19 protein-coding genes are annotated in these 25,175 nt (G+C 71.3%); 9 read left to right on the plus strand and 10 right to left on the minus strand.

Going from position 1 to position 25,175, the window contains the following annotated elements:
- Positions 1-62: 62 nt before the first annotated feature.
- Positions 63-2,252 (plus strand): WD40/YVTN/BNR-like repeat-containing protein, encoded by a 2,190-nt coding sequence (locus tag M3Q35_RS08795; protein WP_273941168.1) that lies wholly within the window; start codon positions 63-65, stop codon positions 2,250-2,252.
- Here the strand turns inward: M3Q35_RS08795 and M3Q35_RS08800 are convergent.
- Positions 2,231-5,437, minus strand: coding sequence for an ATP-binding protein (locus tag M3Q35_RS08800; protein WP_273941169.1), 3,207 nt, complete (start codon positions 5,435-5,437; stop codon positions 2,231-2,233). The two genes, M3Q35_RS08795 and M3Q35_RS08800, sit on opposite strands and share 22 nt — an antisense overlap.
- 102 nt (positions 5,438-5,539) lie before the next feature.
- Here M3Q35_RS08800 and M3Q35_RS08805 point away from each other — a divergent pair, with 102 nt between their 5' ends.
- The 3 genes from M3Q35_RS08805 to M3Q35_RS08815 all read left to right on the plus strand — a co-directional run bounded on the left by M3Q35_RS08805 (position 5,540) and on the right by M3Q35_RS08815 (position 8,552).
- Positions 5,540-6,595 carry a class I SAM-dependent methyltransferase gene (locus M3Q35_RS08805; RefSeq protein WP_273941170.1) on the plus strand — a complete coding sequence of 352 codons (1,056 nt, stop codon included), beginning with the start codon at positions 5,540-5,542 and terminating at the stop codon, positions 6,593-6,595.
- A gap of 284 nt (positions 6,596-6,879) precedes the next feature.
- Positions 6,880-7,809 carry an ATP-binding cassette domain-containing protein gene (locus tag M3Q35_RS08810; protein ID WP_273941171.1) on the plus strand — a complete coding sequence of 310 codons (930 nt, stop codon included), beginning with the start codon at positions 6,880-6,882 and terminating at the stop codon, positions 7,807-7,809.
- Positions 7,809-8,552, plus strand: coding sequence for an ABC transporter permease (locus M3Q35_RS08815; protein ID WP_273941172.1), 744 nt, complete (start codon positions 7,809-7,811; stop codon positions 8,550-8,552). The genes M3Q35_RS08810 and M3Q35_RS08815 overlap by 1 nt, the downstream gene beginning before the upstream one ends.
- Here the strand turns inward: M3Q35_RS08815 and M3Q35_RS08820 are convergent.
- Positions 8,536-11,640: an ATP-binding protein gene (locus M3Q35_RS08820; protein WP_273941173.1), complete on the minus strand. Its 3,105-nt coding sequence runs from the start codon at positions 11,638-11,640 to the stop codon at positions 8,536-8,538. The genes M3Q35_RS08815 and M3Q35_RS08820 overlap by 17 nt on opposite strands.
- Before the next feature lie 131 nt (positions 11,641-11,771).
- Between M3Q35_RS08820 and M3Q35_RS08825 the strand changes: the two genes are divergently transcribed.
- Positions 11,772-12,971 (plus strand): cytochrome P450, encoded by a 1,200-nt coding sequence (locus tag M3Q35_RS08825; RefSeq protein ID WP_273941174.1) that lies wholly within the window; start codon positions 11,772-11,774, stop codon positions 12,969-12,971.
- Between the two features lie 34 nt (positions 12,972-13,005).
- Positions 13,006-13,311, plus strand: a complete 306-nt coding sequence (locus M3Q35_RS08830) for a hypothetical protein (protein WP_273941175.1) — start codon at positions 13,006-13,008, stop codon at positions 13,309-13,311.
- Between the two features lies 1 nt (position 13,312).
- Here the strand turns inward: M3Q35_RS08830 and M3Q35_RS08835 are convergent, their stop codons facing one another.
- From M3Q35_RS08835 to M3Q35_RS08865, 7 genes are all read right to left on the minus strand, one after another.
- Positions 13,313-14,641: a TIGR01777 family oxidoreductase gene (locus M3Q35_RS08835; protein ID WP_273941176.1), complete on the minus strand. Its 1,329-nt coding sequence runs from the start codon at positions 14,639-14,641 to the stop codon at positions 13,313-13,315.
- On the minus strand, positions 14,638-15,123 hold the full coding sequence (locus M3Q35_RS08840) for a TspO/MBR family protein (protein ID WP_273941177.1): 486 nt from the start codon (positions 15,121-15,123) through the stop codon (positions 14,638-14,640). Before M3Q35_RS08840 ends, M3Q35_RS08835 begins: the two co-directional genes overlap by 4 nt.
- A gap of 480 nt (positions 15,124-15,603) precedes the next feature.
- Positions 15,604-16,464 (minus strand): MerR family transcriptional regulator, encoded by an 861-nt coding sequence (locus M3Q35_RS08845; protein ID WP_273941178.1) that lies wholly within the window; start codon positions 16,462-16,464, stop codon positions 15,604-15,606.
- 86 nt (positions 16,465-16,550) lie between these two features.
- Positions 16,551-17,555: an aldose 1-epimerase family protein gene (locus tag M3Q35_RS08850; protein ID WP_273941179.1), complete on the minus strand. Its 1,005-nt coding sequence runs from the start codon at positions 17,553-17,555 to the stop codon at positions 16,551-16,553.
- Between the two features lie 114 nt (positions 17,556-17,669).
- Positions 17,670-18,023 (minus strand): AtuA-related protein, encoded by a 354-nt coding sequence (locus M3Q35_RS08855; RefSeq protein WP_273941180.1) that lies wholly within the window; start codon positions 18,021-18,023, stop codon positions 17,670-17,672.
- Entirely contained in the window at positions 18,020-19,462 is a 1,443-nt protein-coding gene (locus M3Q35_RS08860) for an acyclic terpene utilization AtuA family protein (protein WP_273941181.1), read from the minus strand. The genes M3Q35_RS08855 and M3Q35_RS08860 overlap by 4 nt, the downstream gene beginning before the upstream one ends.
- A gap of 21 nt (positions 19,463-19,483) precedes the next feature.
- Positions 19,484-21,724: an ATP-binding protein gene (locus tag M3Q35_RS08865; protein ID WP_273941182.1), complete on the minus strand. Its 2,241-nt coding sequence runs from the start codon at positions 21,722-21,724 to the stop codon at positions 19,484-19,486.
- A gap of 150 nt (positions 21,725-21,874) precedes the next feature.
- On the opposite strand from M3Q35_RS08865, the gene M3Q35_RS08870 reads away from it, so the two are divergent.
- Both M3Q35_RS08870 and M3Q35_RS08875 read left to right on the plus strand, forming a co-directional pair.
- The gene (locus tag M3Q35_RS08870; protein ID WP_273941183.1) at positions 21,875-22,354 is read left to right on the plus strand and encodes a hypothetical protein; all 480 of its coding nucleotides are present in this window, start codon (positions 21,875-21,877) and stop codon (positions 22,352-22,354) included.
- Entirely contained in the window at positions 22,351-22,704 is a 354-nt protein-coding gene (locus M3Q35_RS08875; RefSeq protein ID WP_273941184.1) for a winged helix-turn-helix domain-containing protein, read from the plus strand. Before M3Q35_RS08870 ends, M3Q35_RS08875 begins: the two co-directional genes overlap by 4 nt.
- On the opposite strand, the gene M3Q35_RS08880 is transcribed toward M3Q35_RS08875, so the two are convergent.
- On the minus strand, positions 22,659-24,314 hold the full coding sequence (locus M3Q35_RS08880; protein ID WP_273941185.1) for an MBL fold metallo-hydrolase: 1,656 nt from the start codon (positions 24,312-24,314) through the stop codon (positions 22,659-22,661). The genes M3Q35_RS08875 and M3Q35_RS08880 overlap by 46 nt on opposite strands.
- A gap of 161 nt (positions 24,315-24,475) precedes the next feature.
- Between M3Q35_RS08880 and M3Q35_RS08885 the strand changes: the two genes are divergently transcribed.
- On the plus strand, positions 24,476-25,135 hold the full coding sequence (locus tag M3Q35_RS08885; protein ID WP_273941186.1) for a winged helix-turn-helix transcriptional regulator: 660 nt from the start codon (positions 24,476-24,478) through the stop codon (positions 25,133-25,135).
- Positions 25,136-25,175: the final 40 nt, after the last annotated feature.

Raw genomic sequence — 25,175 nt, forward strand, 5'->3', positions numbered from 1 at the left:
GCGACGGCCACTACTCCTAGCGTCGCCTTCGTCACGGCTCGGATCCGTACGAAGGAGATCGGATGCTTCGGTTAGCAGCGGCCGTCGCGCTCGTCGCCACGATGGTCGTGCCCTCGGCCCATCCCATGGACGACGACGATGACGGCGGCCCGGCGGCCCCGGCGGACTACAGCTACGTGCAGAAAACGGTGCCGGGCCAGACCCTTCCCCGGCACGCCTACGACATCGCCGCAGCTCAGGCCGGCCGCCTGCCGAAGGTTGGCGGCACCTGGCAGTCGCTCGGCCCGACGAACATCGGCGGCCGTGTGGTCGGCATCGCCATGGACCCGACGACCACCGACGCGCTGTATGCGGCGTCAGCCAGCGGCGGCCTCTGGCGGTCGACGGACGCGGGCCGGACCTTCACCGCCGCCTGGCCGCAGGATGCGACGCAGGCGATGGGGGCCGTCGCGACGGCCCCCGACGGCACGGTCTTCGTCGGTACCGGCGAACCCAATCCGGGCGGCGGCAGCGTCACCTACGAGGGCACCGGCGTCTACCGCTCCACCGATCACGGCGCGACCTGGCGGCCGGTCGGCCTGCCCGACTCCGGCACCATCGGCGCGATCGCCATCGACCCGGCCAACCCGCAGCGGATCCTGGTCGCGGCCAACGGATCGCTGTACACGGCCGGCGGGGATCGCGGCGTCTACCTCAGTTCCGACGGCGGCAACTCCTGGCACAGGGTGCTCGACGTGCCCAACACGTTCACCGGGGCGGTCGACGTCCAGTTCGATCCGGCCGACCCGCACCGTGTCTACGCCGCGCTCTGGGATCACCGACGCCAGCCCGACCAGCGGGTCTACGGCGGTGTCGGTTCCGGCCTGTACCGCTCGACCGACAGCGGGGCCACGTGGCAGCAGCTTGGTGGCGGGCTGCCGGCCACCGGACCCGACGTCGGCCGGTACGGCTTCGGCATCTCCGCGTCCCAGCCGGGACGGGTGTACGCCATCGTCGGCACGGCCGCCGGCGCCTACGGCAGCGCCTACACCTCGGCCGACGCCGGCACCACCTGGATGCGTCTGCCCGACGACCCCGAGCTCGTCGACTCGCAGTCCAGCTACAGCTGGTGGTTCGGCAAGGTCTGGGTGGATCCGCGCGACGCCAACCACGTCCAGCTGGCCGGCGTGCCCCTGCTGACTTCGCACGACGCCGGCAAGACCTGGACTCCCAACGACTCCGTGCACTCCGACCAGCACGTCATCGTCTGGGATCCGCGCCATCCCAAGCGCGTGTACCTCGGCAACGACGGCGGCGTCTACCGCTCCGACAGCAACGGCGACAGCGGCTGGACGCACGCCGTCAGCGAGCCGTTCACGCAGCTCTACAGCGTGGCGATCACGGCGGCCGACACCTCGCGGATCTCCGGTGGCGCGCAGGACAACGGATCCCTGCGGTCGTGGGGCGGGACGCGGTTCAACGAGTACTTCGGCGGTGACGGCCAGGAGAACCTGATCAACCCGGCCAACGACAACATCGTCTTCGCCTGCCTCCAGTACGGCGCGTGCGCGCGGTCGACCAACGGCGGCACGTCGATGACCGAGTTCACCACCACCGCCGACCGCCGCAACTGGTTCACGCCGGTCCAGTTCGACCCCACCAACCCGAAAGTCATGTACTACGGCGGAAACCGGCTCAACCGGTCGACCGACGGCGGTGTCACCTGGACCGCGATCAGCCCCGACCTGACCGGCGGCCCCGGCAAGGACGACTACCCGTTCGGCACCATCACCACCGTCGCCGCGGCCGGCGACCAGCACACCGTCTGGGTCGGCACCGACGACGGACGGGTCTGGGTCACGCACGATCTCGGCACCACGTGGACCAACGTGCTCACCGGTCAGCCTTGGGTGACGCGGGTCGTCGTCGATCCGCAGAACCCGGACTCGGCCTACGTCACGCTGTCCGGCTACCGCTCGGGTTCGCGGCAGCCGCATGTGTTGCACACCAGCGACAACGGCAGCCACTGGACGGACCTGTCCGGAAATCTGCCGCAGGCGCCGGTGAACACGCTCGTCATCGGCGCGGGAGGCCTCCTCTACGCCGGCACCGACCAGGGCGTCTTCGTCGGCACGGCCGGATCCGCCCAGTGGGCCCGGTTGGGCCAGAATCTGCCGCTGGTGCCGGTCGACGACATCGCCTACGACCCGTCGCACCATCGACTCGTGATCGCCACGTTCGGGCGCGGCTTCTACTCGCTCACCGTCGCCTGACCGCCGATGCCGGCGGCCTGAGCGGGGTCGCCGGCACGGGCGTCGTAGCGGCAGTGGGTGCCGGTGCGCACGGCGGCGTCGAGGGTGGCGCCGAGTTCGGGCGCCTGGTCGGCGATGCGGCGGATCGCCGTGCGGATGGCCCGGGTGACGTTGACCCGGGCCCGCTCGGCGTCCGACCCCAAGCGGCGGGGCCGGCCGCCGAGACCGACCGCGGCGGCCAGTTCACGGACCAGGAAGTCGCGCTCGACCTCGAGACCGGCCTTGCGCTCCGTGTCGTGCCAAGCGGCGGCCTGATCGATCTCCTCGTCCAGGTCGTGCAGCCGGCGGCGATAGGCGGCGCGGGCGGTGGCGTCGAGCACGACGTCCGCTGTCTGTCCGATGTGGACGTCCACATCGGACACAGACTCCGTATTGCCCGGGGTGGTGGCCAGCTGCTCGGCCGCGATGTCCTGGCCGGGGTTGCGGACCAGCTCGGCGAGATGGGCCAGCCCGCGGCTGCGGGGGAGCCGCACGACGACATCACCCTGCCGTACGGTCCAGACATCACCCTCGCGCGCCATGGAGATCGAGGCGGTGACGACCGGACCGGTCAGGAGTGCGTCAAGGCGGTGCACCCGGGCCAGCCGTTCGCCCTCCTCGGCCAGCGACCGCGCCTTGGTCCTTTCCCCTTGGCGGCTGAGGAAGCGGGCGAACTCCAAGCAGGACAAGGCAAGCCAGGCCGGCGTGCCGGCCGCGCGATGAGCGGCGACGGCGGCCTCGAAGTGCTCCCGGGCTTCGTCGTCACGGCCGGTCAGCGCGGTTACCTGCGCCAGACTCAGCTCAACCGACCCCAGGCAGCTGACGGCGCCAGCGGGGACAGCGAACCGGCCGGCGAACGGCGTGAGAGCCGCGCGAAGCACGGCCGCGGCGTCTCGATCCTCGAGCGCGGCGCAACCACCGGCCAGCAGACAGAGCGTCCACACGTAGACCATGTCATGCGGCAGATCGGGCAGCTCGGCCACCATCCGCGCGAAACGCGCACGGGCGTCTTCGTGCTCGCCGCGCTCGATCAGGATGAGCACCAAGGCGGCCTCGTGGGCGGCGCGGAGCCGGGAGTGCTCGACCAGGTCGACCAGCATGCGCTCCATGTGCTCGGCGTCGTCCGCGTCCAGGCCGCCGAACCGCCACACCGAGAACAGTTGGCCCCAGTACACGGCGTCGGCATCGGGCAGCCCGCAGCGTTGGGCGAGTTCCCACGCCTCCCGAGCCAGGTCGCGCGCGTCGGCCAGCCGTCCGTGCAGCGCGCCTAGGGTTGACCGCCGGGACAGCGCCAGATGCAGGACCGTGGGCCGGCGCAGGTCAGCGGCGAGGCGGTCCAACTCGGCGAGCACGGCGTCGGCCTGGTCGAGGTCGCCGCATTCCAGCGTGAACACCAGCCGCCACATCTCGCCGTCGAGCGTCAGGGCGGAATCGCCGGCGGCTCGGCCCAGCTCGGCGATCCGAGCTCCGGCCGCCAGCGCTTGGACGGGATCGTGCGCACCCCACGCGACGTAGAGCTGCGCGGACAGGGCGATCGCCAACGTCGCCGGGGCGCCGCAGGATTCGGCCACCGACACCGCCGACCGCGCGTGGCCGGCCGCGGTCGGCCGGTCGGCGTGGATCGAGGCGACCGCGAGCCGGGCCAACACCCGGCCCCGGGTCGGCGTCGCGGCCCCGGCCCAGGCCAGGTCCGCTCGCCGGAGCAGGTTGATGACGTCCTCGTCCACCGTGTTGAAGTCAAGGTGTTCGGCGCGCAGCAGCGCGGCCGCGCTGTACCGCTCGGGATCGTCCAGGCTCGCGGCCAGCTCCACCGCGTGGTCGGCTTCGCGGCGAGCCTCGGCCAGCCGGCCGGACCGCTGCAACGCCGAGGCCAGGGCGAGCAGCAGATCGACCCGGTCCGTCGTGGTGTCCGCTGTGGACCGTCCCACTGCGACGATCGCCTGGCGGTAGTGCGCGACCGCGTCCTCGTAGGCCAGCGCCGCGACGGCCTCGTCCCCGGCCTGGCCGGCGTAGTGCAAGGCCTCCACCTGCCCGCCCACCGGCCAGGCCGCCAGGAAATGCCGGGCCAGGGTCGGGGTCGCCACGTGCGGATCGGCGGCCAGCGCCTGCCCGACGGCGAGGTGCAGCGCCGCCCGGCCGGTGCTCTTCTGGTCGTCGTAAAGGACGTCCCTGACCAGGGAGTGCGTGAACACGTAGCGGTCCGGTCCGGCCGGATCCCGGCCGAGCAGGTCGGCCCGGACGGCCTCGTCGAACGCCCGGCGGACAGCGTCGGGCGGCTCGCCGAGCACGCCGGCCACCAGGCCGACGCGGATCTCCCCGCCGAGCACCGCGGCCGCGTCGAGCGCCGCCGTCACACCACCGGCGACCCGCTCGGCCCGGCGGCGGATCGCCTGCCGCAAGCCGGCCGGAATGTCCGTGCCCGCCGGCGAATCGCGGTCGAGCTGGCGCAGCACGTGCATGACGAACAACGGATTGCCCTGCGTCCGGTCGAGCACCTGGTCGACCAGCTCGGCCGGCGCACCGGCCATCAGGGCCTCGACCTCCGGCCGGGCGAACGGCCGCGGCGCCAGCTCCGCGCCGTGCTCGGCCAGCCGCTCCACCACCGCCGACAACTCCGGATCGAGGCGGACCTCCGCGTCACGGTAGGTCGCGACCAGCAGCAGGCGGGTGTGCCGGCAGTGCCGGGCGACGAACTCCAGCATCAGGGCGCTGGCGCAGCCGGCCGCGTGCAGGTCCTCCAGCACGACCACCACGGGCGCGGCGTCCGCGATCGAGTCCAGCACCAGCGTGACCGCTTCGTACAAGGAGAACCGGTCGGAGCTCGCGACCTCGCCGGCGCCCGGCCACAGCGGCGACAGCGCCGCCCCGAACCCGTCGATCGCCGGCCCGGCGCCGGCGGCCGCCGCCCGGCGCATGACCTGCACCCACGGCCAGTACGTCGGCGCGCCGCCCTCGTCCCAGCCGGCGCCGACCAGCACCGCAACGCCCTGACCTCGGATCTCGTCGCAGAAGGCCTCGACCAGCGTGCTCTTGCCGATGCCGGCCTCGCCGCGGACCAGAACCAGCTCGCCCGCCCCGGCGCGCACCCGGGCGAGCGCGGACCGCAGCGCCGCGAGTTCGCCCTCGCGGCCGACCACAACCCTGGGAACAGCCGATCCGTGGTCCATCCGTGCCCGCCGATCCGGTGTTCATTCGCGATGAACACCGCGTGCATTCTAAAGTCACGCCTTCCTGTCGAGCGTGAATCCACTCATCGACAGGAGAAAGCCATGGACGAGCAGCAGGCAGCCGAGTTCACCGGACGCGTGCTCACCGACACCGCCGCCGCCGCGACCACCGTGCTGGCCGCGTTCGGCGACCGCCTCGGCCTGTTCAAGGACCTGGCCGCCCAGGGTCCGGCCACCAGCGCCCAACTCGCCGGCCGCACCGGCCTCAACGAGCGGTACGTGCGGGAGTGGCTCGGCGGTATGTACGCCGCCGGCTACCTCACGTACCAGGAGTCCGACCAGCGCTACACCCTGCCGGCCGAGCACGTGCCCACCCTCGCCACCGAGCCCGGGCCGGCCTTCTTCGGCGGCGTGCACCAGGAGCTGCTCGGCGCCGTGCAGCGTTACGACCAGGTGTTGGCCGCCTTCCGCGTCGGCGGCGGCGTGCACGCCGAGCACCTGCACCCCGACGTCGCCGCCGGCACCAGCCGGTTCACCGCCCAGTGGCACCGCAACCTGCTCGTGCAGGACTGGCTGCCTCGGGTTCCCGAGACCGCGGCCAAGCTCCGCGCCGGCGGCCACGTCGCCGACGTCGGCTGCGGCGCCGGCCTCGCCGTCACCACGCTCGCCGAGGCCTTCCCTTCCGCCACCTTCGTCGGCTACGACGTCTCACCCGCCGCCGTCGAAGCCGCCCGTCACCACGCCAAGCAGGCCGGCATCGAGGACCGGGTCCGCTTCGAGGTCCGTGACGCCGCCGCCGGCCTACCCGAGCACTTCGACGTCGTCACCACCTTCGACGTCGTCCACGACGCCGTCGACCCCCTCGGCCTGCTCCGCTCCATCCGTGAGGGCCTGCGCCCCGGTGGCCGCTACCTCTGCCTGGACATCAACTGCTCCGCCGACCCCGCCGAGAACGCCGGCCCCATCGCCTCCCTGCTCTACGGCTTCAGCCTGCTCTACTGCATGACCACCTCGTTGGCCGAGGACGGCGCCGGTCTCGGCACCCTCGGCCTGCCCGAGCCCGCCCTTCGCGACCTCGCCACCCGTGCCGGCTTCTCCGCCGTCGACCGCGTCGCCATGGACAACCCCTTCAACTCCCTCTACGAACTGACTCGGTGAGGTGGCTCGTTCCTGACCGCAGCGCACGAGAGCGGCCGGCATTTAGGTCGGCCGCTCGCGTCGGTGCGTTCAGGGCATGGTCTCGCGTTGTTGGGGCGTCGCGTGCTGTCGACCGGCCAGGTCCAGGAATCCTTTCTCGGACACGATTTCCTCGGGGCCGGGGCGCTTCGCTCTCATCGGGCCAGCGTCCCCGACGGGCATGACGTTGCCAAGCTGACATGGCCCGGGACGCGTGTCAGGGCTGTGTCAGGGGGGTGACACCGGGCGCGAAGACAGTGCTGGGTATGACGAATCTGGCGATTGCGGTGTCGGGGCTGCGGAAGGCGTACAAGGACAAGGTGGTGCTGGACGGGGTGGACCTGGAGGTGGGGACGGGGACGGTGTTCGCGCTGCTGGGGCCGAACGGGGCGGGGAAGACGACGGCGGTGAACGTGCTGACGACGCTGACGGCGGCGGATGGGGGAGAGGTGCGGGTGGCGGGGTATGACGTGGGGAAGGAGGCGAAGGAGGTGAGGAGGGCGATCGGGGTTACGGGGCAGTTCGCGGCGGTGGATGAACTGCTGACGGGGGAGGAGAACCTGCGGCTGATGGTGGATCTGAGCCGGCGGGCGGAAGAAGGGGTCGTCGGGAGGCTGCTGGAGCGGTTTGAACTGGGGGAAGCGGCGAAGAAGGCGGCGGGGACGTATTCGGGAGGGATGAGGCGGAAGCTGGATCTGGCCATGACGCTGGTGGGTGATCCGAAGATCATCTTTCTGGATGAGCCGACCACGGGGCTGGATCCGCGGAGTAGGCGGACGATGTGGGAGATCGTCAAGGAGCTGGTGGGGGAAGGGGTGACGGTTTTCCTTACCACGCAATACCTTGAGGAAGCGGATCAGCTGGCGGATCGGGTGGCGGTGCTGGACGGCGGCCGGGTGGTGGCGGAAGGCACTCCGGAGGAGCTCAAGCGGCGGATCCCGGGAACGCACATCAGGCTGCGGTTCACGAACGTGGAGGAGCTGGAGGCGGCGGCGCGGGTTCTGACGGACGGGAAGCGTGAGGACGAAGCGCTGACGCTGCGGGTGCCGGGCGACGGGGGGACGAGGTCGCTGAGGGTGCTGCTGGACCGGCTGGACGAATACGCGGTCAGCGCGGAAGAGCTGTCGGTGCACACGCCGGACCTCGATGACGTCTTCCTTGCCCTGACGGGCCACGCGACGGAGGTGTCGGCGTGATGAAGACCCCATCGATGGTGATGCTGCGACGCAACCTCAAGCACGTGGCCCGGAATCCGACCTCGGTGTTCAACGCGGTGCTGATGCCGGTGGTGGTGATGCTGATGTTCGTCTACCTGCTGGGCGGCGCCTTCAGCGTGGGCGTGGACTACGTCGACTACGCGACGCCGGGCATGCTGCTGCTGGCGGTTTGCTACGGCCTGGGCGCGGTGGCGACCTCGGTGAACGCGGACATGACCAAGGGCGTGATCAACCGGTTCAAGGTCATGGATGTCTCCCGCGGCGCGGTGCTGACGGGCCACGTCGTCGCCAGTGTGCTGACCAACCTGGTGGCCATCGGGGCGATCATCGGAGTGGCTTTCCTGCTGGGCTTCAGCCCGGCGGCGAGCCTGCTGGACTGGCTCGGCGTGCTCGCAGTGGTGCTGCTGCTCGCGGTGGCGGCGGGCTGGTTCACGGTGGCGCTGGGACTGTTCGCGAAGTCGCCGGAGACGGCGGGGCTGGCGGCGGTGCCGCTGGTGATGCTGCCGTTCTTCAGCAGCGCGATCGTCCCGGCGGCGAAAATGGGGCCGGGCGTAAGGGAATTCGCGCAGTACCAACCGTTCACGCCGATCATCGAGACGTTGCGGGGACTGCTCGACGGCACGCCGGCGGCCGGCGACGCGATCGCGGCGGTCGCCTGGTGCCTCGGTATCGCGGTGGTCGGCTACCTGTGGGCGCGGTCCACGTTCACGAAGCGAGCGTGACGGCGGCCAGCTCACGCCAGCCAGCCGTAGTCCCCTCCTCAGTCGCCTCGGCGAATCGCGATTCGCCGAGGCGACGAAGCGCGGCCTGCTCGATACGGGTCACGTCCGGCTGCGAACGGTCCCAAAGGCCGCGAAGGCCGACACTCGCCGCCAACAGCCGCGCCGCCTGCTCGTCCTGATCCTCACGCAACGCCAGGTCGGCCAGCCCGAGCAGCGCCTGGGCGATCACCGGCGGGTTCCCGTGCTCGGCCGCGGCCTCGAAGGCGGCGACGCGATGGGTCCGGGCCGAGGCGATGTCCGAGGCCAGGTAGCCGAGGAGGTCCTGCCGCATCGCCCGGACCTGAGCCCGCTCGGCGGCGCTGCCCAACAACCCGGTGGCGACGTCGAGCTGCCGCCGCGCCTCCGAGACGTCACCACGCCAACGGGCGAGGTTTGCCTTGCCCAGAGCCAACTCGACCAACGCACCGGGCCACGCGACCCGCGAAGCGGTCCGCTGCGCCTGCGCCATGGCGGCGGCGCTCGACGAGTCGTCCCCGGCCAGCCAGTGCAGCTGGGCCTGCCGCGACCGCATCCGCACGACGTCCTCGATCGCGCCGACCTCGGTGACCACGGCGATCGCCTGCTCGTAGTGCTCGCACGCGCCGGTGAAGTCGCCACGCATGGCGATCCGGTCGGCCAGCTCGGTCAGCGCGAACGACATGCCCCACCGTTCGCCCAGCGCCCGGTACTCGGCCAGCGCCGTCTCCAGGCACGCGTCGGCCTCCAGACTGCCGTCGCCGGCCATGATCCGCATCTTGCCGAGCTGAAGCCGAGCCAGCGCCCGCACCCACGGCTCCTCGTCGGCCAGCAGCGGCTCCCACACGGCCACGAACGCGTCCGGCTCCCGGACCAGCCGCTCCAGCGCGGCGACGAGCCGCACCGCCGGGTGGCAGCCGTCGACCCGGAGGTTGATCTCGTGCACCTCGTGGATCCACTCGGCGGCCTGGTTCTGATCACTCTCCAGCCCGGACGTGACGAAGCCGGTGGCCAGCGCGTAGACCGCGGCCCGGATCCGGTCGGGCACCTCGCCGGGCACGGCGGCGGCCGCCACGATCAGCTCGTTGCCCTCGTTCTTGTGCCCGCCGAGCCACCAGTACCAGCCGCCGGCCGCGGCCAGCCGCATCGCCCCGGTCGCATCGCCGGCCGCGAGCGCGCCGCGCATCGCCGCGACGATGTTGTCGTGCTCGACCTCGAGCTCGGCCAGCCATTCCAGCTGCTCGGCGCCGCGAAGACGCGGGTCGGCGGTCTCGGCGAGGTCGGTGAAGTACGTGAGATGGGCCCGACGGGCCAGTTCCGACTCACCGGCCTCCGAGAGGCGTTCCTGGGCGTACTCCTTGATGGTGCCGAGCAGCCGGTAGCGCGTCGCCGTGTCGCCTTCGGCGACGACCAGCGATTTCTCGGTCAAAGCGGTCAGCAGATCGAGCACGTCCCCCGCGCAGACCCGCTCGGCGGCTTCCTGGCTGGCGCCGCCGGCGAACACCGACAGCCGCCGCAGCGCCGACCTTTCGTCGTCGGTGAGCAGCTCCCAGCTCCAGTCGACCATCGCACGCAGCGTCCGGTGCCGGGGGAGCGCCGTGCGGCTGCCGCCGGTCAACAGCCGGAACCGGTCGTCGAGCCGGTGGGCCAGCTGATCGACGGACATCGTGCGCAGCCGGGCCGCGGCGAGCTCGATCGCCAGCGGCATGCCGTCCAGCGCCCGGCAGATGCGGGCCAGCGTGGACGACGTGCCGGCGTCGGTCCCGAGGTCCTTGCGCACCGCGCCGGCCCGGTCCCGCAGCAGCCGTACGGCCGGCGACGACTCGATCTTCTCGGGATCGGCGTCCTCGGCCGGCAGGACCAGCGGCGCGACCGGCCACAGCGTCTCGCCGGTGATGCCGAGCGGTTCCCGGCTGGTGGCGAGGATGCGCAGCCGCCGGCACTCGCCGAGCACCCGGTGGGCGAAGGCCGCGGCGGACTCGATCACGTGCTCGCAGTTGTCCAGCACCAGCACCATCGCCCGGTCGCGGAGCGCCGCCACGACCCGGTCGGTCGGCTCCGCGTCCGGCGCGTCGCCGAGCAGCGAGTCCCGCAGCTTGAGCGCGGCGAGCGTCGCCTGCGCGACGTCGCTGCCCGCGCCGATGGGCGCCAGCTCGACCAGCCAGACCCCGTCCGCCTGGTCGTCGAGCAGCGTGCGCGCGGTTTCCGTGGCCAGCCTGGTCTTGCCCGAGCCACCCGGCCCGATCAGCGTGGTGAGCCGGTGGTCGGCGACGAGCTCGCGGACCGCGGCGACGTCGCCGTCCTTGCCCACGTAACTGGTCAGCTCGGCCCGCAGGTTGGTCCGGCGGGTCTCCTCCCGCCGCCCCAGCTCGCCCCGCAGCAGCGCGACGTGCACGGCGGACAGCTCAGGTGATGGGTCCACGCCCAGCTCGTTGGCCAGGGTTTCCCTGGTGCGCTGGTACAGCAGCAGCGCGTCGGTGTCACGGCCGGTCGCGGCCAGCGCCCGCATCAGGGCGGCGACGAGCCGTTCGCGGACCGGATGGGCGACCACGAGGTCGGTCAGCTCCGTGATGGTCTCCGCGCTGTGACCGATGCTGGTCTCCGCGTCGAAGCGGTCCTCCAAGGCGGTCAGACGCAGTCCCTCGAGCCGGGTGACCGCCGCGTCGAAGGCCGCGCTGTCCAGCAGACCGACGTCCTGCATGGCCCCACCACGCCACAGGGCCAGGGCATCGCGCAGCCGTCGTGGATCCTCGCGGGCCTCGCTGACCAGGCGCTGGAATCGCACGGCGTCGACGGCGTCCGGTTCGATCACCAGCCGGTAGCCGTTCGCCTGCCCGTCGACCGCCCCGTCCGGCAGCACCTTCCGCAGCCGGGAAACCAGGCGCTGCAAGGCATTCGCCGCGTCGGCCGGCGGGTTCTCGCCCCAGATCCAGTCGACCAGCGACGCCTTCGGGACCACGTGACCGGGATCGAGCGCGAGGGCGGCCAGCAGCCCACGCAGCCGGGCGCCCGGCACGTCGGCCACCGCGCCGTCCGTACGCACCTCGAATGGTCCGAGCATCCCGATCTGCACCGGCCGATTTTGCCACGGGTGATCGACGCGAATCGGTAAGTTGCGCTGACAGCGGTGTCAGCGCCGTGACCGTCCGGTGTCAGCGGGCCCGGCGACTGTGGTGACAGCACACGCCACGAGAGGAACTTCTGATGAGCCAGGGCATGCCCACCGAGCGCGACGCCGGCCCGTTCGACCCGCCGAGCCGGATGAGCGAGCTGCGCGCGACCCGCCCGGTCAGCCCGCTGGTCTTCCCGGACGGCCACGAGGGCTGGCTGGTCACCGGCTACGACGAGGTCCGCCAGGTGCTGGCCGACACCCGGTTCAGCTCCCGCCAGGACATCGGCGTCCTGCACGTGCCGTGGGAGACGCCGGGCATGCCGCCGGCCACCGAGCCGTCCCCGCAGATCCCGGGCCTGTTCATCGCCATGGACCCGCCGGACCACACCCGGTTGCGGCGCAAGCTGATCGGCGCCTTCACGGTGAAGCGGATGAAGATGCTCGAGGAGCACATCATCGAGATCACCGAGCGGCAGCTGGACGAGCTGGCCGCCATGGCCCGGCCGGTCGACCTGGTCACGGCGTTCGCGCTGCCGGTGCCGTCGCTGGTCATCTGCGAGCTGCTCGGCGTGCCCTACGCGGACCGGGCGACCTTCCAGGCCAACTCGGCCCAGTTCCTGGTCAAGGACCAGTCGCTGGAGGAGAAGATGGGCGCGTGGAACGCCCTGACCTCGTACCTGGCCGGGCTGATCACCGCCAAGCGGGCCGAGCCGGGCGACGACCTGCTGTCCGACCTGGCCCGTGACGAGGACCTGAGCGTCGAGGAACTGATCGGCATCGCCTTCCTGCTGCTGCTCGCCGGGCACGAGACCACCGCGAACATGCTGGCACTGGGCACTTTCGCCCTGCTGGAGCACCCGGACCAGCTGGCCGAGCTGCGGGCCGACCCGGAACTGATGCCTGACGCCGTCGAGGAGCTCATGCGCTACCTCGCCGTCGCCGACACGTTCCTGCGCTACGCCACCGAGGACATCGAGCTCGCCGGCGAGACGATCACCAAGGGGACGACGGTCGTCGTCTCGCTGCTGGCCGCCGGCCACGACCCGCAGCGGTTCGAGAACGGCGACACGCTGGACGTGCACCGCAAGGCCCGTGGCCATGTGTCCTTCGGGCACGGCGTGCACCAGTGCCTCGGCCAGCAGCTGGCCCGAATCGAGATGCGGGCCGGCTTCGCCGGGCTGCTGCGCCGCTTTCCGACGCTGGAGCTGGCCATTCCGGCCGGCGAGGTGCGGCTGCGGACCGATATGAGCATCTACGGCGTGCACGAGCTGCCGGTGACCTGGACGGACTAGAGTCGGAGGCCGGACCGGCGGTGAGGAGACGGTGATGGACGAGGACCGGCACGACGTCGTGGACGGCGAGATCGTCGACGACGCCCCGAGCACGGCGGTCGCGGTCCCCTCGACACCGGAACCGACGCTGCCGGAGCCGGACTACAGCGACGGCGGCGTGCCGAGCTTCGACTTCGTCCGGGACAAGATCGAGAACCGGTACACGACGTCGGTGGGCTCGACCGAGCTGGCCGGGCTGGGCACGGAGAACACCGCGGAAGCCCTGGACAAGCAGCTCGCCGACCGTGAGCAGGCGGCCAAGGACCGGCTGGCCGAGATCCGCCGGTCGCTCGGCCAGTAGCTCAGAGGAGGTGGGCCAGCGCCTGGTCCACCACGGGGTGACGGAAGCGGTGCCCGGCCAGTTCCAGCCGGCGGGGCACCACCCGCTGGCTGGCGCTGGCCAACTCCTCGGCCCCCTCCCGGCCGAGCAGCAGGCGGGGACCGATGGACGGAACCGGGAGCACGGCCGGCCGGTGCAGTGCCGAGGCCAGGGCCCTGGTGTAGTCGATGTTGCGAACCGGTTGCGGGGCAACGGCATTGACTGCGCCGGACAGTCCACTGTCGACGATCGCCCGTAGGTAGACGTCGAGCAGGTCGTCGATGCCGATCCACGGCAGCCACTGCCGGCCGGTGCCGAGCCGGCCGCCCAGTCCGGCCGCGAACAACGGGAACAGCAGGCGCAGGCTGCCGCCGCGTGGCGACTGCACGATGCCGGTCCGCACGGTGACGACCCGGACGCCGTCCTCGGCGGCGGCCGAGGCCGCGTCCTCCCAGTCCGCCACCAGGTCGGCGAGAAAGCCTTCGCCGCGCGGACTTTCCTCGGTCAACAGCTCGTCGCCGCGATCGGGGCCGTAGATGCCGACCGCCGAGGCGCTGACAAACGTCGACGGCCGATGCCGCCCGCGTGCGGCCAGCTGTGCCAACCGTAGCGTCGGCTCGATCCGGCTGTCCCGCACGGCGGCCTTGTGCGACGGGGTGAATCGCCCCGCGATCGACGCGCCGGCCAGATGGACAACTGCGTCCACGCCGGCCAGCAGGTCGGCGTCCGGCTTATCGGGACGCCACCGCCGCTCGCTCGCCGAACGCGGTGCGCGCCGGACCAAACGGATCACCTTGTGGCCGCCGGTGGTCAGCAGGGCGGCCAGCTGCGTGCCGATCATGCCTCCGCTGCCGGTGATCGCAACGGTCAGCGGGTCCGGCCGAAGGTCGCGGGACCACCGGTGCGCGGCGAGATCGCCGGCCAGCTGCCGGTGCCGATAGGCGACCATGGACCGCAGCAGCGCGCCCGGCACCGGCGTTTCGATCCGGTCGGTGACCTTGGTCTTCGAGTCACCCTCGGCGGCGAATTCGTGGCTGTGCCGCCAGGACAACACTGTTCGCAGCGGCTGCGAGGCCAGTTCGTCGACGAACCGGTACGGCGGGTCGTACGCGCCCGGCTGGTGCGCGGCCAGCCACCGCAGCCCGCCGGGAAGTCCCAGCACCGCCTGCCCGTCCCGCAGCGACGAGGCCTCCGCGATCACCCGCAGCGGCGCCCACGGCGGCGTCAGGCGAGGCATGGCTCCGGGCCGGCTGTGCCAGGCGAACACCTCGGCCAGCGGGAAGTCGACGACGGTCGACTGCACGATGCTCACGGGTTGAGCTGCCAGACGGCGTAGGTGAGCACGGTGGCGAAGGTAGTCCACGCCCAGTAGGGCAGCAGCAGCACGGCGGCGGCGCGTCGGATCCGCGCGAACAGCACCACTGTCACGCCGATGGCCAGCCACAACACCACGATCTCGGCGAAGGTCGCCCCGAACAGCCGCAGGCCGAAGAAGATCGGCGTCCATGCGGCGTTGAGCAGCAACTGCACCCCGTACGTGGTCAGCGCCCAGCGTGCACCGCCCGTGCCGGCGCGTCGCCAGACCAGCCAACCGGCCACGGCGATCGACACGTAGAGCAGGGTCCAGACCGGGCCGAAGACCCAGGCCGGAGGGGCCCACGAGGGCTGGGCCAGCCGTCCGTAGTCCTGGGCCGTGCGGGTGCTGGCCAGCGCACCGGCCAGCGCCGCGAGCGCCACCGCCAGCCCGAACACCGCGCCGGCGCCGGCCTGCCGGCGGACCGTGAACACCGTCATCATCGCCTCCCGACTTGAACCGATTTCGAATCGATTCTAGGCTCACGGGGACCGGCCCGCCCGGCGAGCGACAGGAGACCGCCATGTCCGACCTGAGCCGACTGCCCGGTCCGATCGCCGAAACCTGGGCCGGCCGGCGGGGCACACCATGACCACGGCCGCCGACCGGGTCACCACGCTGATCTGGACGGTGCTGCTCGACGCCGGCCGAAGCGACCTGACCGACGTGGTGGCCGAGCGCCTGGCCCGAATTCCCGGCCCCGACCTGCGGACTCGCGCGGCGAGGGCGTTACGGGCGGTGCTCGGTGCGGTGATGCCCGAGCGGGACGCGGTGGAGCTGCTCCGGCGCGGCATCGCCCGTGACGAACTCGGCTTGCTCGAGGACGGCGATCGGCGGCTGGTCGAGCGTGCGCGTGACCTCGATGCGGACGGAAGGCGTCGAGCGGTGCGGGTGGTCGCCGAGCTGCTGGACCGGGTGGCTCAGGTGCTGAGCGCGGCGATGCCGCTGAGCTCCGACACCACGGTCACGGCCTCCCGTAGCGAGCTGACCTGGCGCACGTCCGGCGGCACCGACTGCCAGCCGGGACCGGCCACGACGACCGTCGTGTGACCGGACGCCAGCAGGTCGTCGAGCGGGACGAGACCGGCCAGGACCTCGGTGTGCGCCCATACGACCGTCACGGCGGGACGGAGCTGGTCGACGGCCTTGACCAGCGCCGGGGCGGGTACCCGTGCACCGAGGCTCCGATGGGCGCAGCCCTGCTCCGACAGCACGGCGGCCAACGCGTCGAGAGGCAGCGTGTGCTGCTCGTCCGGGGCGCACGCGAGCAGCACGGGCAGCCGACCCCGTTCCCGCGCCGCCGGGATCTGCCGCAACGCGTGCTGGATGCTGGCGCTCGCCATGTGCTCGACCTCGATCGCCGATCCGGCCCCGAGTTCGACCAGTACGGGAGTGAACACTTCCTCCCACGCCGTGGCCACGTCGTGTTCGGCGATCAGCCGCCGCGCGAGCTCACGCATCAGCGGGGCGTCCAACCGCGCCGCGGCCCGGCGAAAGCCGCGCACCGCGGCCGCCGGCGAGAACGGCTCAACCGCAACGCTCGGAGCCTGCGATGCGGACTCGCCGCGAGCAATGGCGGCGGCCGCCGCCGTGCTCATGCCGCTGGCGATCAAAGCGACCATGCGACGGAGCCGGCGCTCGTCACCCTCGCTGTAGCGCCGGTGCCGCCCGTCCTGGCGGACGGTCGGTCCCAGGCCGTACCGGCGATCCCAGGTGCGCAGCGTGTTGGGCGAGACGCCCAGCATGCGGGCCAGCGCACCCGGGGTCCACTCCGGCTCCATCGGCACCTACCTCAGTGCTGGCGTTCATCACCGTCGAGGCGGATTCTAGCCCGAAATCGATCCGAAAACGATTCATCCTGCCGGTGTTACACCGTCCGCAGACCCCAGACGCTGCGGTAGGTCTGCCCGGGCGCCAGCACGATCAAGCCGTCGCCGCTGTTGAACGCGTTGGCGGCGGAGGTCAGCGGCTCGACGGCGATGGCCTGCCGCGCCGGGCGGCCGGGGTCGGGGTAGTCGTCGGAGTAGACGGCGAGGAACTTGTGGTTCTCGTCGGCCCACAGCTGGACCTTGTGCCCGTCCGGCGCCTCGATCTCGGCCAGCGTGCTGTCGGCGGTGGTGCGAACGAGGTCGGTGAAGGCCACGTCGACCTGCGCGGGGCCGATCGGCTTGGGGGAACGGAAGTCGACCGCGGTGCCGGCCACCGGGGCCTTGCCGGTCGGGATGCCGTTGTCGTTGTTGATCAGGTACGTCGAAGCGTTGACGGTGAGCTTGGCCTGGTCCACCGACGGCGGGACGGCGAAGTACGGGTGGTAGCCGCTGCCGAACGGAGCCGGCTGCTTGCCGATGTTGGTCGCGGTGAGGCCGACTCGCAATCCGTTGCGGTCCAGCAGGTACTCCGTCTGGAAGCGCAGCATGAACGGATAGCCGTACTGCGGATACAACGTGCAGCCCAGCACAAGCCGGTCGCGGTCCTGGCGAATCGGCGTCCACGGCAGGAACAACGCGAGGCCGTGCAGGGCGCAGTTGCTCCAGTGCTCGCTGATCGGGGTTTCCTGGGCCGTGCCCTGGAACGTGTAGTTGCCGCCGGCGATGCGGTCCACCCACGGCAGCAGGATCTTGCCCATGTGGCTGTCGCCCAGGCTGTCGTCGGCGTGGTTGGCCAGCACGGGCCGACCGTCCACGATCCATGAGCGCAGCTCGGCCCCGACCTCGGCCACCACCAGACTCTGCTTGCCGCTGGCGACCCGGTACTGCCGCCCGGTGGGCAGAAGCGGCTCGGTCTCGGTCGTGGCGACGGCCGGCGAGCCGCCGAAGGCCAGCGCGGCGCTCGTGCCCGCGACCGTGGCGAGCGCGGTTCTGCGGGAGAACATGCGCATGATCGGACCTCGAATCCTTGTCGTACTCCGAAGAGGCGGCGTGCGATCATGAGAACACGCTGTCCCGCCGTGGATCGGCGGCCGGCCGAGGATTCGGGCGATGAGGGCTCAGGATGTGCCCATCCGGTCGGAAGCGTGCACCAACTCGACCGGTGCCTCGACGTGGCGGGCGCGCAGGAACTCGCCCAGCGACTTGCCGATCTGGTCCAACCCGAGGTGGGCCGAACCGCTGGGCGGGAAATAGTCGCGCAGCACGAAGGAGATGCCACGCAGATTCGGCAGCTCGTACCGTTCGATGGCAACGGAGTCCGCGCAGCCCAACAGTTCCCGCAGGCGATCCGCGGTGAGGTAGGCGGCCAGCCACGGCCAGGCGGCCTCATGAGGGGTCCACACGCCGAGGTTGGCGTTCGCCCCCTTGTCGCCGGCGCGCGCGTAGCCGATCCGTCCAAACGGGACAGTCACGGTTGGTTCGAACGACGTAGGCGGCACGGTGCTGGCGCCCGAAGGCTGGCCGGTGAACGGCGCCATGACCGGAGGGGAGCGATGTCCAGCACCCGGCCGTCGGGCAGGTGCACCTGGTGCGCCAGGTCGGCCTGCCGGATCAGCCCGGGCCAGTAGTCGATCCGCGGCTGCGCGTTGGTCGACCAGCCCTGGTTCATGTCGACGTAGAAGCCGGGGATGCTGCTCAGCGCGTACGAGCCGAGCTGGGCCAGGAACGCGGTCACGGCCCGCTGGGTCGGCGCGGCGACGACGACCTGCGTGGCGACGGTGGCCTGCCACTGGTCACGCGGATCGGCCGCCGGCCGGCCGCACACGAAGAAGTGCAACTCGTCCACCGGGCGGTCCTGTCGGACCTGTTCGGCCTGCGCCTTGAGCATGTCGACCTTGGCATCGACGTCGAGACCGGTGGGAAACAGCCACATCGCACCGCGGTAACCGCGCTGGAAGTTGATGCCCACCTTGGTCGTCTCCGACGCGGCGCTGCCCTTCGCGCCGGTGACCAGGACCCGGTCCGGGCCCTGCTGGGTGAGCTCGATGGCATCGGTGTGCCAGGTGACGTCCGGGTTGAGGTAGCGCGGCCCCTGGATCTCGTACATCAGCTGCGCGGTGACGGTGTCGACGGTGACCGCACCGCCGTCGGCGGCCCGCTTGGTGATCACGAAGCTGCCGTCGTCGGCGACCTCGGCGATCGGGAAGCCGGGCCGCGTGTTGTCGGCGATGCTCGTGAAGCCGGCGAAGTTGCCGCCGGTGGCCTGCGGGCCGCACTCGATGACGTGCGCGGCGGCGGTCGCGCCGGCGATGCGGTCCAGGTCGTCACGGGCCCAGCCGTGCCACCAGGCAGCGGGCCCGGTGACCAGTGAGGCGTCGGCCACGCGGCCGGTGATCACGATGTCCGTGCCCTCGTCCAGGGCGGTCTTGATGCCCCAGCCGCCGAGATAGGCGTTGGCCGCCAGGAAATCGTCCGGGTCGACCGTCGGCGCGGCGCCCGTTTCCAGATGGGCCAGCTGCCCCTGGGCGACGAGATCTTTCGCCGTGTCGGTGAGATCGTCGCCGGTCACGTACGCGACGGACAGGTCGAGACCCTGGTCGGCGATGTCCTGCCGGATCGCCTCGGCCAGCCCGGCCGGGTGGTAGATGCCGGCGTTGGTGACCACCTTGATCTTGCGTTCGGCGACCGTCGCGAGCTGCGGTCGCAGCTGGCGCAGGAAGGGCTCCCAGTAGAACCCGCGCCGGGCGTCCGCATTGTCGACGAAGCCGGCGACGATCATGGACATGGTGATCTCGGCCATGGCGTCGCCCATCACCACGTCCACCGGCTCGCCCCGGACGGCCTCCTCGAACGCGGAGAACCGGTCGCCGATCGCCCCGGCGAAGTTCGCGATCCGGATGGGACGCGCCATGGTCGCTGCCTCCAGAAATGGTCAGCTGGGAACGGTTTCGGTCGTGCGGAGGTGGCGGCGAAGGCGCTCGGCCTCCTCGTTCCGGTGCTGGGCATGGTAGAGCTCGATGGCCTCGGACCACACGCCGTGCGCCTCGGCGAGCTGGTTCAGGGCGTGGTGGGGATGGCCGAGCGCCTCCAACGTGCTGGCGAGCTGATAGAGGTCGCCGACGGTACGAAGCAACGCGACCGACTGCCGGTAGTGCTCGATGGCGTCGGCATGACGGCCGAGGTGGTGGTCGATGTAGCCGAGGCTGTCCAGGACAACGGCTTCGCTGTCCTGGTCGTGCAGACGTCGTTGCAGCGTCAGGGCTTGCTGGCAGTACTCCCACGCCTGGTCGAAGTCGCCGAGCTTGGCGGCGTACCACCCGACCGAGTTGAGCGCGTCGGCCTCCCACTCCAGGGCGTGCAGGTCCTGGTAGATCCGCAGCGCCTGGACGGCATGCCGGTACGCCTGCCGATCCTGCCCGGCCCGGCCCAGCACATACGTGAACATCTGATGCACGTTGGCCAGTTCCTCAGGTCTCCCACGGCCTTCCGCGAGGGCGAGGGCCTGCTGGAGGTGATCCAACGCCGCCGTCGGCCGGCCGTCCCGGACCAGCGCCAGTGCCACCAGGCGGCGGGTTTCGATGCGCGCCGAGGTGTCGCCGAGCCGTTCGGCCGCGGCGAGGCCGAGTTCCGTGACGGCGATGTCGTCCACGAGATAGCTGCGTCGGTAGTGGAAACGGTTCACGCTCCACGCCAACTGCCACACCACATCGTCCCAGCCGGCGGTGACGGCCGAGCGCTGGACGGCGAGCAGACACGCGTGCTCGGCGGCGAACCACGCCATGACGGCGTTGTCGTCCTTCAACGCGACGGGAACGACATCGGACGGCGGCAGGCTGATCGGATGCCGCTTGGGGGCCAGCTGCCGGTCGCCGGCGAACGCGGTGTGGAGGTAGAACTCGGCCAGCCGGCGTAACGCGGCGTCCCGGTCGTCGGCCGACAGACAGCAGTCGGCCTGCTCGATGGCGAGCTCGCGAACGAGGTCGTGCATCGAGTACCGGTCGGCCGGCTGTCGATCGATCAGCGAGGATTCCTCCAACTCGCGCAACACCTTCCGCAGCCGAGCCGGCGGAAGACCGGTCAGGGTGGTCGCGGCCGGCACACCGATGTCCGGACCGGGCGCGATGCCCAACAGCGCGAACACCGTGCGTTGCCCGGTGCTCAGGGTCCGCATCGACCACGACAGCACCGACGGCACGCTGGCCGCCGGATCGTCGTCGTCCAACGCGGTCAGGCCGGATTCCCGCAGTTCAGCGGCGAACTCGGCCAGCGGGATGCGCGGGCGGGTCTGGGCCCGGCCGGCCACGATGGCCAAAGCCAGGGGATACCGTCCGCACAACGCGATCAGCTGCGCCACCGCATCGGGTTCGGCGGCAACACGCGGCTCGCCCAGTCGCAACGTCAGCAGCGCGGAGGCGTCGTTCTCGTCCAGGGTCCCCAGCGGCAGGTGGTACGCGCCGTGCCGGAGCACCAGTGCCGTGAGGGTCCGCCGGCTGGTCGCCAGCACGGTGCAGGTCGGCGTGCCGGGCAGTAGCGGTACGACCTGGTCGGCGGTGGCGGCGTTGTCGAGGACGACCAGCATTCGCCGACCGGCGACCAGACTCCGGTACAGGGTGATCTGACCGTCCAGGGTCGTCGGCAGTCGGCCGTCGTCGACGCCGAATGCGTCGAGGAAGCCGCGCACCGCGGTCGACGCGTCCAGGGGTTCGTGGTCGGGACTGAACCCCTGGAGATCGACGAACAACTGGCCGTCCGGGAAGCGGTCGGCGTGTGTGTGGGCCCAGTGCAAGGCCAGCCAGGTCTTGCCGATGCCGCCGGAACCGACGACGACCCGGATCTCGCTGTCGCCGGCCCGGTCCAGCGCGGTGAGCTCGGCGTCACGACCGGCGAACCCGGGCGACGGCGACGGCAGCTGCCGGATCGCCCGGCTCGGCGGCGGCTCCTCGGCCGTGCCCAATCCGGCCAACTGCTCACGTTCGTGCGGCGTCAGCCCCAGCGCATCGGCCAGTTGGCGCAGCGACGCACGCCGGGGATTGCTGCGGGTTCCGTTCTCCAGCCCGCGGATCGTCCGGGTCGAGACGCCCGACAGGTCGGCCAGCGACTCCTGGGTGAGGCCGGCGCGCAGACGGAAGTGCTTGAGCATCGTGTCGTACTGCTCGACCACTCCGGCCTCCACCGTCCGTACCGCTACGGGTGCCGACAGTAGCGTCCGGCCGGCACCATGTGTCCGGTTCGTGGCCGGGTGCGCCCAAGAGAGCAATGGTGCTTGCCCATTGCCGTGTCGGCTAGTACTTTCCTGGTAGGAAAGTACTGTCGGGGAGGGAACATGGAAGTCGAGCCGGAAGACGCCGCGCGGGCCCTGGACGAGATCCGCCTGCGGCGGGAGCAGGTGCTCACGCGGAAGGTCATTCCCGCCTGGCACTGGTGGGGGCACGCGGCGCTGATCGTGATGCTCTCGGCGTGCATCGAGACCGGTGGCGTCTTCGTCTGGGTCGGTGTCGGCGTGTTCATGGCCGTCGGGCTGGCCATCGACCTGCCGGTGCGCCGCCGGGCCCGCGCCGCCGCGCCCCGCCGCAGCCTGGCCGGCCCCGGTTCCGGCTGGCGAACGCTGCTCGCGCTGTTGACGTTCCTGGTGGTCGTGCTGGGGGTGTGCCTGGCGACCGGGCTCACCCTCAAGGCGTTCGGCGTGCCCTATCCGGGGACGATCGCCGCCACCGTCGGCGCGCTGGTGTTCGCGGTGGCCGGGCAGCTGCTCGTGCGCTACGAGCAGACGATGCTGGTGCGGCTGTCCAGGGGGCGCGGATGACGCCGCGGTTCGACGAACTGATCCACGCCCCCACGCGGTTGTCGCTGGTCGCCTTCCTGGCCGCGACCGGCTGGGCCGACTTCGCCGTGCTGCGCGACAGCGTGGGACTGTCCGACTCCGCCTTGTCCAAGCAGCTCACAACGCTGGAGCAGGCCGGCTACGTGGAGATCCGCAAGGCCTTCGTCGGGAAGCGGCCGCGTACGTCGGCCCGGCTCACCCCGGACGGCCGGACCGCCTTCGACCAGCATGTGCTGGCCCTCCAGGAGATCGTCGCCGGGGCGGGCGCGTCGGTAGTCCCGCCGGGTCAGTCCCGCAGCGCCGGCACGGTCACGCCGGCCAGCTCCGAGTAGATGATGAACTTGAACGGGGCCAGCGCCTGGTTGCGTTCGACCAGCCGCAGCAGGGTTTCCTGGCGCAGCTCGGCGATCGTCGTGCTGGCGGGGTTGGTACGCAGGGCGAGGTCGGCCAGGCGCAGGGCCGGCGGCAGGTCGTCACGGTCGAGCAGGTCGCGGATGACCCGGGTGTAGACGCTTTCGTCGCCGCCGGTCAGCAGGTCGAGCACCGCCGCCCACGCGGACGGCGTGACCGGGTCGATGCTGTCGAGGTCGGGCTGCCAGTAGCCGGTGCGCTGCCGGTGGACCCGACGGATCATGTTGTCCCGCATGATGAGGTACGGCAGCACGACGTCCGGGTTGTCCCGTAGCACCGCCGGCAGGTGGTTGCGGTCGAGCATGTCGAACACCGTCGCGCCGGCCCGGATGTCGGCCCGGATCACCTGGTAGAGGTCGTCGAAGGCGATACGCAGCGCGGGAATCACGCCGACGGTGAAGTTGGCCGTCAGCGTGGGGTGCCCGTGGATGAGCAGGCGTGGCCCCAGATCCTCGACGGTGCGCAGCGTGTCGATCAGGCCCTCTGCGGAGCCCTCGGCGAAGAACGGCGCGCCGAGATACGGCATCAGCACGTCACCGACGAACGTGACTCCGCGCTCGGGCACGTCGACCAGCAGCGCGTCATCGGTCTCGCCGCCGTGCACCGGAATCAGGTGGAAGTCGACACCGCCGATGGTCACCGTCTCGGGCTCGGTGACGAGGTGGTCCGGCGCGGCCTGCACACGGTGCTCGGCGCCGGCCGGCATGAATCGCTTCCACAGCAAGGGAACGTCGTTCTGGTGCTCGATCTCCTCGGCCAGACCGGACTGGGCGATCACCTGGACACCGTGTCCCAGCAACGCGTTCAGGCCGCCGACGTGGTCGAAGTGCCCGTGCGTGATGATCACGTGGCTGAGCGGCAGCGCCGTGTGGGCCGCGACCGCCTGCAACGCCGCCCGCGCGTTGTCCTCGGTGCTGCCCGCGTCGATCGCGACCAGTGAGCTGTCCGTTGCCACGAAGGCGATATCGGCGAAGTCGTAGCCCTGGGCCACGAAGACCCGGTCGGCGAACTCGCGCACCGCCGGCGGCGTGAACCGGAAGCCGTCCGCTTCGGTCATCCAGTAGTCGATGGTCAGCTCGGGCAGGTCCGATTCAGCCGTCAGACCGACCTTGCGCAGCGCCGTCGCCGAATCCTCGGTCCGGCCGGCCACTCGGTAGGCGTTGCCCACCGCACGCAGGGCGGCGCGGCGCAGGCCGATCGGGAAGTCGTGCAGTGCCGTCACGAATTCGAGATCGGCGATGGCGTCGTCGGTGCGGCCGAGCTGCACCGGCAGCTGGGTCAGGACCAGGCCACGGAAGTAGTTGGGCAGGCCGGGGCCGGCGGCCACGGCCTTGTCGAGCTTGTCCAGCGCGTCGGCCAGCCGGCCGTCCATCAGCCTGGCCTGGAAGAGCCCGGCGGCGGCGAGCAGTAACGGGTCCCCGGGCCGTTGGCCGGACAGCTCGGCGAAGAGCTCGTACGCCTCGTCGTCGCGGCGGGCCGCCGCGAGCTGGCCGATGAGGGCGAGCACCGTGCGGGGGAGGGAGTGGGCCACCGGATGGCGGCCGTCAGGGCTTCAACCGAGGAAAACCGGGCTACACGAGGCTTGCTGGTCATCGTCAGGGCCTTTCGTGGTGGGTTCGTGGTTGAAGACTACACACACATGGTTGATTTTTTCTACTTGGTGATTGAGTTCCTGACCCTTACCCTGGTGGCATGCGCAGCTACGGCCACTTCTGCTCGGTCGCCCGGGCCCTCGACGTCGTCGGCGACCGCTGGACCCTGCTGATCGTGCGCGAGCTGCTGCTCCAGGGCCCGTGCCGGTTCACCGACCTGCGCAACGGCCTGCCGGGAATCGCGCCGAACCTGCTGTCCACCCGGCTCAAGGAGCTCGAGGCGGCCGGGCTGATCACCCGCGAGGACGCGCCGCCGCCGATCGCCACCGTCCTCTACACGCTGAGCGAGACCGGCCAGGCGCTGGCGCCGACGTTGAAGGCGCTCGGGCAGTGGGGGCTGCGGTTCATGGCCGAGGAACGGCCGGAGGACGCGTTTCGGGCGCAGTGGCTGGCCTACGCCCCGGAATGGTTCACGGTGGACGCTGGCGGGCCGCCCGCGGTCATCCAGCTCGTGGCCGGTGGCGAAGCGGCCGTGATCGAACTGGGCGACGGCGAGGTCCGCACGCGGGTCGGTCGCGCCACCGAGCCCGACCTCGTCCTGGACGGGCCGCCGCGAGCCGTGCTCGGCCTGCTCAACGGGCTCATCGGTGTCGAGGTCGCCGAGCAGCTCGGCCTGGTCGCCACCGGCCGCCGTGAGCTGCTCGGCCGCCTGCGGCCGATCGCCTCAGTTGACGCCGAAGGTGACGGTGATCAGCCGTAGCCCGGTGCCGTCGAACGTGACGTACAGGTCGCATTTCTCC

Source organism: Kutzneria chonburiensis (genome assembly GCF_028622115.1).
In the GTDB taxonomy this organism is placed as follows: domain Bacteria; phylum Actinomycetota; class Actinomycetes; order Mycobacteriales; family Pseudonocardiaceae; genus Kutzneria; species Kutzneria chonburiensis.

Bases quoted from the DNA above. Each gene is read 5' to 3' on its own strand.
- M3Q35_RS08795 (WP_273941168.1), top strand. From the start codon at position 63: ATGCTTCGGTTAGCAGCGGCCGTCGCGCTCGTCGCCACGATGGTCGTG.
- M3Q35_RS08800 (WP_273941169.1), bottom strand. From the start codon at position 5,437: ATGGACCACGGATCGGCTGTTCCCAGGGTTGTGGTCGGCCGCGAGGGC.
- M3Q35_RS08805 (WP_273941170.1), top strand. From the start codon at position 5,540: ATGGACGAGCAGCAGGCAGCCGAGTTCACCGGACGCGTGCTCACCGAC.
- M3Q35_RS08810 (WP_273941171.1), top strand. From the start codon at position 6,880: ATGACGAATCTGGCGATTGCGGTGTCGGGGCTGCGGAAGGCGTACAAG.
- M3Q35_RS08815 (WP_273941172.1), top strand. From the start codon at position 7,809: ATGAAGACCCCATCGATGGTGATGCTGCGACGCAACCTCAAGCACGTG.
- M3Q35_RS08825 (WP_273941174.1), top strand. From the start codon at position 11,772: ATGAGCCAGGGCATGCCCACCGAGCGCGACGCCGGCCCGTTCGACCCG.
- M3Q35_RS08830 (WP_273941175.1), top strand. From the start codon at position 13,006: ATGGACGAGGACCGGCACGACGTCGTGGACGGCGAGATCGTCGACGAC.
- M3Q35_RS08840 (WP_273941177.1), bottom strand. From the start codon at position 15,123: ATGACGGTGTTCACGGTCCGCCGGCAGGCCGGCGCCGGCGCGGTGTTC.
- M3Q35_RS08845 (WP_273941178.1), bottom strand. From the start codon at position 16,464: ATGGAGCCGGAGTGGACCCCGGGTGCGCTGGCCCGCATGCTGGGCGTC.
- M3Q35_RS08850 (WP_273941179.1), bottom strand. From the start codon at position 17,555: ATGTTCTCCCGCAGAACCGCGCTCGCCACGGTCGCGGGCACGAGCGCC.
- M3Q35_RS08860 (WP_273941181.1), bottom strand. From the start codon at position 19,462: ATGGCGCGTCCCATCCGGATCGCGAACTTCGCCGGGGCGATCGGCGAC.
- M3Q35_RS08870 (WP_273941183.1), top strand. From the start codon at position 21,875: ATGGAAGTCGAGCCGGAAGACGCCGCGCGGGCCCTGGACGAGATCCGC.
- M3Q35_RS08875 (WP_273941184.1), top strand. From the start codon at position 22,351: ATGACGCCGCGGTTCGACGAACTGATCCACGCCCCCACGCGGTTGTCG.
- M3Q35_RS08885 (WP_273941186.1), top strand. From the start codon at position 24,476: ATGCGCAGCTACGGCCACTTCTGCTCGGTCGCCCGGGCCCTCGACGTC.